Origin of the sequence: Mesobacillus maritimus (genome assembly GCF_019749255.1) — a bacterium.
In the GTDB taxonomy this organism is placed as follows: domain Bacteria; phylum Bacillota; class Bacilli; order Bacillales; family Cytobacillaceae; genus Mesobacillus_B; species Mesobacillus_B maritimus_A.
In genome coordinates this window covers 111,363-120,889 of record NZ_JACWFH010000019.1, presented here as the reverse complement: position 1 = coordinate 120,889, position 9,527 = coordinate 111,363, and the positions used below count along the sequence as shown (strand labels likewise).

Sequence of the window (9,527 nt, the reverse complement as noted above, 5' to 3'; positions counted from 1 at the left end):
GGGAAATTTTTAAACCCATGCAAGGCTAGTGATACATACCCAGGCACCTTCCAATTTTATGGATGGTGCCTGGCACTTTTTCAAGGCACTTTTCTATGAATCAAAAATAGATGATGATCATAGCAAGTAAACTAATAATGGTAAAAAGAACAGAACCATATAAAACTGCTCCTACAGTTGCTGTTAATTCATTATCTTTTTGGATTTTCCAAACGGATTGACTTGCATGATGGGTTGTAACTTTTGATAACGTCCCGCCACTACTATTAAAAAAGAAAATGCCAACGGATAACCCCAGTCCTATGAAAAAACTCCACTCACTGTATGAGAATGAAAAGATGTAACTGGCACCCCATACAATGATACTGATTATGATTGCTGATAAAATTGTTCTGACTATAACCTTTTTCATTTATGCTCCCCCCTTATCATTTTTACGTTTTATACCTTGTAAAGTTTCATTTTTCTGAATTTTCACCATCTCTTGTAAAATTGCTTTCAAAAGGTAATAACAGTGGCCTTAATCGTAACACCAAGGGATTCATTTTTAGATATAATGTGCCTTACACAGGCACTTCAGTAGAGAGGATGATAAATCCATGAAGGTCACTAATAAAATGATTGATAAGCAATTAAAACTAAGAGGAAGGATCTATAATCTATTGATTAGCAAATCAAGTGAAGAGAAGTATATAAAATTATTGCATACGGTAAAAAAACAAACGGAGAATCGTAAGGGAAAAACCATTGAGGGATTGCAATTGAGAGAAGAGTGGATTACCCGGAAAGATGGGAGTTGATCATTATTTTGCTGAACAGAAATCGTGTATGAGCTGAGAATGGACATGCTTTTACTACTTTTGAGTAGTTTTTTAGTTAGAATAGACACTGGGGAACGTTTCTTTCTAATCTCACAATGTGCTAAATTCAAAATGAAAATTGGTGCTCTCCCCGGATTTTTTCTATTATAAATGGTAGATAATGTGTAACAGAAACCTCCTAGAATTTGGATGGTGCCTGTCACCAAAGATTTTGTTTGAAAGGAATTTTGAAAAATATGATGTATCTACTCATCTTTGCACTACTCTTTGTGGCTGCTCTTTCATTGTTTATATATATAAATCCTGTTTTCGGTGGAAGGCCAAGCAGGAAGGAAACAGAGGCGTATCATGCATTTGACCATTACGTTAAGGGGAAATTTGTTTTTCCCAGAAAAGGGGATAGTGGTGCATTACATAGCACGGTAAAACCAGAGCATTCTGTTTCGGCTCAGGCTGACCGGTCTCCTAAGGGACAAGTCCCTGTATCCACGATAGATTGGGACAAAGTGAAAAGTAGTAAAGACAGTCTAACTTGGTTTGGGCATTCGGCTTTTCTGCTTAGCATTGATCAGAAAAAGCTTTTCGTTGACCCGATGTTAGGTCCGATCGCATCTCCTGTTTCCTTTGTCGGACCTAAGCGTTATAGCGAGAAAATACTGGATCTGATAGAAGAAATGCCACCGATTGATGCTGTCTTAATCACGCATGATCATTACGACCATTTAGATTATCCCTCGATTCAAAAACTAAAAAACAAGGCAGGCCATTTCTTTGTTCCGTTGGGCGTAGGGGCACATTTAATTCGCTGGGGAGTGGCACAAGACACCATCACCGAGCTTAATTGGTGGGAGGAAATCCAATTTCAAGGCTTAACTCTTGCGTTAACTCCATCTAAACATTTTTCCGGAAGGGGGATTTTTAACCGGAATTCTACTCTTTGGGGCGGTTGGGTCATTCTCGGAAAACAAACCAGATTTTTTACCAGCGGAGATGGCGGCTATGATGGGCACTTTAAAGAAATTGGCGAGAAATATGGACCTTTTGATATCGCATTAATCGAAGGTGGCCAGTATGACCGCCGCTGGTATTGGGCTCATATGTTTCCTGAACAATCGGTACAAGCGAATGTAGATGTGAAGGGGAAGACCATGATGCTAATTCATTGGGGAGCTTTTACCCTTGCGAGACATAGTTGGACCGATCCAATCGAGCGGGCATTAAAAGAGGCAGAGTCAAAAAATGTTCATCTGATTGCTCCTAAAATTGGTGAAACCATTCTTTTAACAGAATCGCCTGCTAGTCCTCCTACGTCATGGTGGAATCTGTAAAAATAGGGATGGTCCCGTATTCTACTATCTCAACTTTCGTTTTATCTTCTTATTAAAGAACAACTCGGTAAATAAAAACCATCTAATTTCACTATGTGCTAAATTCAAAACGGAAAATTGTCGGCGCTCGTCCCATATTTTCCTCTCAAAATTATTATGGTAAATTTTACCACCTACAAAGAAAAGGACGCTGGCCAGATAAAGAAGCCAACGTCTTTTTTATGAAAAAAGGCAGTCTTTTTAATAAGGCTTATCAAGGAAATCAAGCACTTGGTAAAGAAATTCACTACTTTCACTATGTGCTAAATTCAAAGCGAGAAAACATTGGCCCTCGTCCCATATCATTTCTTTAAAAATTGTTAAAGAACTCGTCCTAATTCATTAAGTGGTTCTATCCTTTAGTTCCATTTACAAACCGACAAATGGGAACAACGCCTATGATACCTAGACTTCACATGAATATTCACGGCACTTAAATTTGATTGGGAATCAACCGTCTGTGTCAGGCACCTTATGATATTTTGATTATTTTAAACATTCAAAAGTCTGCCGTGATATACTCTAAGTAGTCTGATTACATATTGTAAAAATGAAGGGGATATAAAATTGGTTGATACGCGAGAAAGACTGTGGACAAAGGATTTTATCCTTTTGTTTGCCATCAATTTTTTCTTAACATTTATTTTTTATCTTTTGATGGTGACAATGGCTGTTTATGCCGTACAAGAGTTTGATGCTTCGACCAGTGTGGCTGGATTAGTCGCAGGAATCTTTATCATTGGGGAGATTATCTCAAGGTTTTTTATTGGGATGAAAATTGATACGATTGGTCGGAAAAAAGTATTGATGATTGGATTAGTTTTACTCACCTTTATCACACCGCTTTATTTTTTCAATTTAGGGATTTTTGTTTTGATCATCACACGATTTATCCATGGTGTTGCAATTGGCTTCGCGGGTACGGCGACAGGGACAGTTGTGGCCCAAATGATTCCTAGGACCCGAAAAGGAGAAGGAATTGGGTACTTTAGCATGAGTATTGCCTTGGCTGCCGCGTTCGGACCTTTTATTGGACTTTACTTAAGCCAATACGTCTCCTACCAAGTTATCTTTACGTTTTGCCTTGTTTTAGGACTTATTAGTCTAGTGACTGCATTTTTTCTAGTTATCCCTGATGTGGAAAAACAACCAGAAGGGAACGAAATAAGAGGCTTCCAACTTGCAAACTTTCTTGAACCTAAAGCCTTGCCAATTGCCCTGATTACCTTACTGGTTGCCTTTTGCTACTCAAGTGTACTCTCGTATATTAATTTTTACGCGGTTGAACGAGATCTTGTTGAGGCAGCAAGTCTTTACTTCATCGTCTATTCCATTGTCATTTTACTGTCTCGGCCATTTACCGGTCGGTTGATGGATGCGAAGGGAGCAAACTATGTGATGTATCCCGCATTCTTTCTTTTTGCTGCTGGAATGATGGTTTTGAGCACGGCCACCACGAGCCTCAGCTTTTTACTTGCCGCCATGCTAATCGGATTGGGCTTTGGCAATATCCAATCTTGCGCTCAGGCGATTGCGGTAAAGTTGACAGCTCCGCATCGAATGGGTTTCGCGACTTCCACTTACTTTAACGCACTCGATGGAGGTCTAGGGGTTGGCCCATTTTTAATCGGCTTTATCATTCCGTTCATCGGCTACAGTACCCTTTACAGCCTGCTCGGGTTTTTCATCCTTTTAACCGCTATTCCTTATTACTTCCTGCATGGGAAGAAAGATCATTCTCTACAGGAGAAACCTCAGGCCACGGCATCGATTTAAGAGTGCTAGTGTTTTGAATTATAGGTTTTCTGAGTCTACAGAATGTTTCACGCCTATAGCATATAGCTTTTCAGTGCACTGTCATCATGAGAGTGCTCTTTTTTTGTTTTAAATTCATACTTTACAGGTCGGAATTATAGGTTTATAATGAAGATAATAAAATAAAGCAAATGCAACAGACGTATTAATACGTTTTCACTTTAAAAATGAGTGTTCCTGAAAAAACAGAGGGAGTGGTCCTGATGAAAAACAATAAAGAAAAAAGACGCCAAAAACTAATCAATTTACTAGTCCTATTTAATGTATATAAAAAAGATGATAAACAGCTGTATGAGATGACACTCGCCAGGTTGGAATACGAATATAGCAGATACAAATTACAAAACCATCCCCATGGGGAGTTTGGTTCGATTCAATGGGTATAAAAGAGATTCATTGATGACTAAGAGACTGTAGGTTTATGAACCTATGGTCTTTTTTGTTGTCACTAGCTGGGATGCAATTTTTTTCCTAAGGAAAGATAAAAACTACAAAACAGGCGAGCCAAGTAGCTTTTTTTTAGGACGGTTTCCACCAGTCAAGCGGGGCAGAAATACTAAAAAAACCACGTCAATGAATGATCCATTGACGTGGTTTTTTCTCCTGGAGGACTTTTTTACCCAAAAATATCCTTTAATTCCGTGTCTGAATAAGCGGCAATTAAAACTACAGCTTTTCCGTCCCCAATGTTTTTTACATAATGGGGGACACAGGCATTCCAACTAAAAGAATCTCCCGCTTCGACAATGGACTGATCTTCTCCCTGCTCTGCGAGTAGTTTCCCTTCAAGAACGAGGTGCGTTTCAACCCCTTGATGGGCGTGGGGTTCTCCCAATGAGGCACCTGGGGGAAATTCGACCATTCGCAAATGCAACCCCTCTTTTGAAGCTAAATGCTCCACCTTTAAACCGTTAAAGCTGGTTGTGGTTCTGGACTCTTTTTTTACGACTTGCATTTGCTGGTCTTTTTCTAATAATAAGTAAGGCAATGGAACTTTTAAAAAAGTTGCGATTGTTTGTAACGTACTAATGGATGGGGAAGTGTTATTGTTCTCGACATTACTGATGAATCCTTTTGAAAGCCCGGTTGCCTCACACATTTGGGCAATGGTTATTTTTTTTCGATTACGGATGTCGCGGATCTTGGATCCAATTTCCATATTAGTCACCTCAAATGTTTTCAAATAAAAAACATATATCTATATTAGCAAAAAAATGATTGACAATCCAGACACATCTTGTTACCTTATAGATAACAAATGTTCATATTTGAAAACAAACAACCTTGAGAGAGGGTTTTATTTTTGTTTTGGTGTTTTCTTATATGAATCTTTTATTCTTATGGAGATTCCGTACTCGTTTAAGATACCCCCTGCTGGAGTAAGGGAACCTAGCCTAAAGATACAATCCATCGTGAAAGGGAGGTCGTATTACAGATGATTCCATCCTATTTTATTGCACATGGTTCACCGCTTCTGGCGATTGAGGAAAATAACTATACTAAATTCTTAATGCAGCTAGGTCAACAAGCTTCTAAACCAAGAGCGATTGTGCTGTTTTCTGCTCACTGGGTTTCACCACTTCAACAGGTGAGTGAGGTTGATGAATATTCGACGATTTATGACTTTGGTGGGTTTCCAGATCGTTTGTACCAAATTGAATACCCAGCCAGAGGAAATCAGAATGTAAGTGAGGAAATTAAAGCTTTGTTCATAGCTGAAGGAATTTCTTATCAAACGGAAACCAGTCGTGGCTTGGATCATGGAGCTTGGGTTGTCCTCAGAATGCTTTATCACAATGCCGATATTCCGGTGATTTCCATGTCTGTGAACCCAGGGTTAGCCCCTGAAGAGCAGTATAAAATCGGGAAGTCGCTGTCCGAGCTTCGGAAAAAAGATGTCATGATCATTGCCAGTGGGGGAAGCGTTCATAACCTCCGGGCATTGGATTGGCGTGACAACAGGGAAGTCACACCATGGGCGCTGCAATTTGATGAGTGGCTGGAAACCCACTTAAAAACTTGGGATACAGACTCTTTATTCCAATATGAAAAGCTTGCTCCTTCTGCACAGTTGGCAGTTCCACCATATGGAAGTGAGCATTTTATCCCGATTTTTTATGCAATGGGGGCAGCGGATGATGAGCAGACAGCCACTTTGCTGCACCGCAGTTATCGATATGGAAGTTTAAGTCATAGCATTTGGCAATTTGGTTGATAAAAAAATGATGAAAAAATAGTTGGAGGTAATGAAGAATGAAAAACAAATTAGCATGGAGCACATTGATTTTACGAGTGGTACTAGGGATTACCTTTTTCCTACACGGGTTAGATAAATTTTCTGCAGGTATCGGAAACACAGTAAGGTGGTTTGAAAGCATTGGACTCCCAGGAAGCTTAGCGTACGCAGTGGCCGTGATTGAGTTAGTTGGTGGATTATTAGTAGTCGTTGGTTTAGGTTCAAAAATTGTATCGGCACTTTTAGCAGTGATCATGCTTGGTGCAATCTTTACCGCTAAATTGTCCATGGGCTTCTTAAATGGCTATGAGTTTGATATCGCATTATTGGCAATGGCTGTATTTATCGCCGTTAACGGAAGTCAAATGTTAGCAATCGATTCTGTGATAAAAGGCAAAAAAGAACAAAACCATTCACAAGCAGCGTAATATAGAGAAAGCATCCAAAATTTGGGTGCTTTTTTATGTTGTAAAATAAAAAATGGGACAAGGGGACAGGTCTATTGTCCTAGTTCAATTTAAGCATGGGATGATGTACCCTTTCCCTGTTTCCTACCAATTGGAAGTCTTAAGTTAATTCGTTACAAAACAAGTAACTTCCGATTATTTGAATGTATCACTATTGCTCCAGCCCAATGCAGACTATAATAGTAGAGTATTATACATACAATTTTCCATTAGGAGGAATACAGGATGAAAATGGAACATGTGGGGATTATGGTCAAAAACATGGACGAGTCTTTGGCGTTCTATCAGAATATTCTCGGGTTAGAATTAAGGGATCGAGAGTGGTTAAACGATAAAGTTGAGCTGGCCTTCCTATTCTTCCCAGAGCAGCCAAGTGCCGAGGTGGAATTGGTATACGGCGGTCCAGTTGAAAACGAAGGAATTGTGAATCACCTGGCCTTTAGGGTTGAAAACATCGAAAGTGAACTATTGCGATTGAAGGAAGCAGGTGTCAAGTTAGTAGACGAAGAACCTCGAACCATTTTAAACGGTACCGTTAAAATTGCATTCTTCCAAGGTCCGAATGGGGAGAAGCTAGAATTGGTGGAAAGATAAGGGGTCCAAGCGGTCTACATTTGAACACAAACAACTTCATCACTACAGGAAAAGACGTTGGAGCCAACGTCTTTTTGTAGTTGAGAAGCCTTTGCTTGTGAAAATCTTTTTTATTACAACAAGATCGTTCATCAAAAAGCATATATCCAGTCGATTTCTACGTATACTAAAAATAATGACGGAGACAAGGGTTGAGGGTAATTAGATAGAAAAAGGTAGCGGTAAAATCCGCTGCCTTTTTCTATCTAATGATCTACCGCCGACCGAAATAACTGATTTAAATCATCTTTGTTATAAATCATGTCTTCTAATGTATATCCATTGAGGACGTTTAAAAATGCGAGAAAGGCTTCATAGAGTGCGTGCTTTAGTTTGCAAGCCGGAGAAATGGCACAATAGCCGCCTTCCTGAAAACAATCAACAATATGGAAATCTTCTTCGGTTTTAGAAACAACCTCTCCAATATTGATCTCCTTTGGCTTCTTGGCGAGCTTGATGCCGCCGTTCCGACCGCGAATCGTCTCAATATAACCTAGTTGGCCGAGCTGGTGAATAATCTTCATTAGGTGGTTTTTCGATATATTGTAAGCTTCCGAAATCTCTTTTATCGTACTTAATTCTTCTTCCTTTTTTAATGCTAAGAAGATTAATACCCGTAAGGAATAATCGGTATAGTTCGTTAGCCTCATGCTAAATATCCCCTTAATTGACCTTGAAATGTCTAGTTGGTTCTATTATATCACTTTTAAAAAAATGTGGTGATAGTGATTGAAATCTCTGATTCTGCTCTATTTGTGACAATTTTATGAAAGATGTATTTGAAATGTATCTTTTGTTGGCACTGTTATTATATTATAAACATGTAAATGAAATATATCTTTTAACCAATAAACGATTCTTTGAAAAAAGGGGACATAATCATGCTAAATGAGAAAACGATTGCAATTATTAAGAGTACAGTGCCAGTTTTAGAAAAACACGGAAAAGACATCACAAGCCATTTCTATCAGCGGATGTTCAGTAATCACTCGGAACTTCTGAATATTTTTAACCATGCGAATCAAAGACAAGGACGTCAGCAAACGGCATTGGCGAACGCTGTTTATGCAGCTGCAGCGAATATTGACAATTTAGGAGCCATCATTCCGGTTGTGAAACAAATTGGTCAGAAACACCGTGCATTAGGAATTCTACCAGAGCATTATCCAATCGTTGGCGAGAATCTTTTAGGTGCCATCAAGGAAGTATTAGGGGATGCAGCGACAGATGAGATTATCGATGCTTGGGCAGAAGCATACGGGGTAATCGCAGATGCATTCATTGGCGTTGAAGCGGAGATGTATAAAGAAGCGAAAGAGCAAAAAGGTGGTTGGGAAGGATTTAGAACCTTTGTGGTAGATAAAAAGATTGAAGAAAGCGATGTTATCACTTCTTTCTACTTAAAACCTGAAGATGGAAAAGTGATTGCTTCTTATCAACCAGGACAATATCTCACTGTAAAAGTTCAGCCAGAAGGAGAAAATTATACACATATTCGCCACTACAGCTTATCAGATGCGCCAGGAAAAGAGTTTTATCGCATCAGTGTCAAACGCGAAGACAAGGGCGTTGTTTCAAACTACCTACATCAATCTCTTCAAGAAGGCGATAAAATTCTGGCGAGTGCGCCTGCTGGTGATTTTGTTCTTGAAACAAAAGAAGCTCCAGCTGTTTTAATCAGTGGTGGAGTTGGATTAACGCCGATGGTTAGCATGGCGAAAACGATCGTTGAACAGCAGCCAGAGCGTGAAGTAACGTTCATTCACGGTGCATTAAACAGCAATGTGCATGCACTAAAAGAAGAAATCGCGCAAGTAGCGTCTGAAAATAAAAATGTCACCAGCTTTGTCGCGTATTCTGAACCAACGGCAGAAGACCGTGCTGCGAAGAATTTCGATAAAGAAGGATTCATTGATTTAGAGTGGTTAAAATCCATTGTTCCTAGCAATCAAGCAGACTTCTATTTCTGCGGACCACTGCCATTTATGCAAGTCGTTTACCGTGCGCTTAATGAATGGGGGGTACCAGCAGAAAACATTCATTTCGAATTCTTTGGCCCTGCAAGTCAATTAGAAGCAGAACCTGTTTCTGCATCATCTGCTAAATAAGATCGCCTTATCTCTAGCTCGCCTTATGGCGGGCTTTTTTTAGTCTTACTCTTGTGCGGTACCTGTTTGGAATACTAGGC

Annotated in this window: 11 protein-coding genes; 8 read left to right on the top strand and 3 right to left on the bottom strand. The window is 39.5% G+C overall.

All coding sequences use genetic code 11. The annotated features are described in order from the left end of the window. Positions 1 to 100: 100 nt before the first annotated feature. A complete protein-coding gene (locus H0185_RS15320; protein WP_221874384.1) occupies positions 101 to 412 on the bottom strand; it encodes a hypothetical protein in 312 nt (103 codons plus the stop codon). Positions 413 to 599: 187 nt separating this feature from the next. On the opposite strand from H0185_RS15320, the gene H0185_RS15315 reads away from it, so the two are divergent. From H0185_RS15315 to H0185_RS15300, 4 genes are all read left to right on the top strand, one after another. Beyond that, the gene (locus tag H0185_RS15315) at positions 600 to 800 is read left to right on the top strand and encodes a hypothetical protein (RefSeq protein WP_221874383.1); all 201 of its coding nucleotides are present in this window, start codon (positions 600 to 602) and stop codon (positions 798 to 800) included. Between the two features lie 257 nt (positions 801 to 1,057). After that, positions 1,058 to 2,149 carry an MBL fold metallo-hydrolase gene (locus tag H0185_RS15310; RefSeq protein ID WP_221874382.1) on the top strand — a complete coding sequence of 364 codons (1,092 nt, stop codon included), beginning with the start codon at positions 1,058 to 1,060 and terminating at the stop codon, positions 2,147 to 2,149. Positions 2,150 to 2,755: 606 nt separating this feature from the next. Further along, the gene (locus H0185_RS15305) at positions 2,756 to 3,964 is read left to right on the top strand and encodes an MFS transporter (RefSeq protein ID WP_221874381.1); all 1,209 of its coding nucleotides are present in this window, start codon (positions 2,756 to 2,758) and stop codon (positions 3,962 to 3,964) included. Between the two features lie 242 nt (positions 3,965 to 4,206). Continuing rightward, positions 4,207 to 4,389: a Fur-regulated basic protein FbpA gene (locus tag H0185_RS15300; RefSeq protein ID WP_221874380.1), complete on the top strand. Its 183-nt coding sequence runs from the start codon at positions 4,207 to 4,209 to the stop codon at positions 4,387 to 4,389. A gap of 230 nt (positions 4,390 to 4,619) precedes the next feature. Here H0185_RS15300 and H0185_RS15295 read toward each other — a convergent pair whose 3' ends face one another. Continuing rightward, positions 4,620 to 5,162 (bottom strand): helix-turn-helix domain-containing protein, encoded by a 543-nt coding sequence (locus H0185_RS15295; protein ID WP_221874379.1) that lies wholly within the window; start codon positions 5,160 to 5,162, stop codon positions 4,620 to 4,622. Between the two features lie 276 nt (positions 5,163 to 5,438). Here H0185_RS15295 and H0185_RS15290 point away from each other — a divergent pair, with 276 nt between their 5' ends. The 3 genes from H0185_RS15290 to H0185_RS15280 all read left to right on the top strand — a co-directional run bounded on the left by H0185_RS15290 (position 5,439) and on the right by H0185_RS15280 (position 7,300). Beyond that, the gene (locus tag H0185_RS15290; RefSeq protein ID WP_221874378.1) at positions 5,439 to 6,218 is read left to right on the top strand and encodes a DODA-type extradiol aromatic ring-opening family dioxygenase; all 780 of its coding nucleotides are present in this window, start codon (positions 5,439 to 5,441) and stop codon (positions 6,216 to 6,218) included. A 38-nt stretch (positions 6,219 to 6,256) separates the two neighbouring features. Then, complete coding sequence (locus H0185_RS15285) at positions 6,257 to 6,667, top strand: DoxX family protein (protein WP_221874377.1); 411 nt, start codon at positions 6,257 to 6,259, stop codon at positions 6,665 to 6,667. Between the two features lie 264 nt (positions 6,668 to 6,931). Further along, the gene (locus H0185_RS15280) at positions 6,932 to 7,300 is read left to right on the top strand and encodes a VOC family protein (protein ID WP_221874376.1); all 369 of its coding nucleotides are present in this window, start codon (positions 6,932 to 6,934) and stop codon (positions 7,298 to 7,300) included. Between the two features lie 245 nt (positions 7,301 to 7,545). On the opposite strand, the gene H0185_RS15275 is transcribed toward H0185_RS15280, so the two are convergent. Then, positions 7,546 to 7,989 carry an Rrf2 family transcriptional regulator gene (locus tag H0185_RS15275; RefSeq protein WP_221874375.1) on the bottom strand — a complete coding sequence of 148 codons (444 nt, stop codon included), beginning with the start codon at positions 7,987 to 7,989 and terminating at the stop codon, positions 7,546 to 7,548. A 231-nt stretch (positions 7,990 to 8,220) separates the two neighbouring features. On the opposite strand from H0185_RS15275, the gene hmpA reads away from it, so the two are divergent. Next, positions 8,221 to 9,447, top strand: a complete 1,227-nt coding sequence (hmpA, locus tag H0185_RS15270) for an NO-inducible flavohemoprotein (RefSeq protein ID WP_221874374.1) — start codon at positions 8,221 to 8,223, stop codon at positions 9,445 to 9,447. The last annotated feature ends 80 nt before the right edge of the window (positions 9,448 to 9,527 follow it).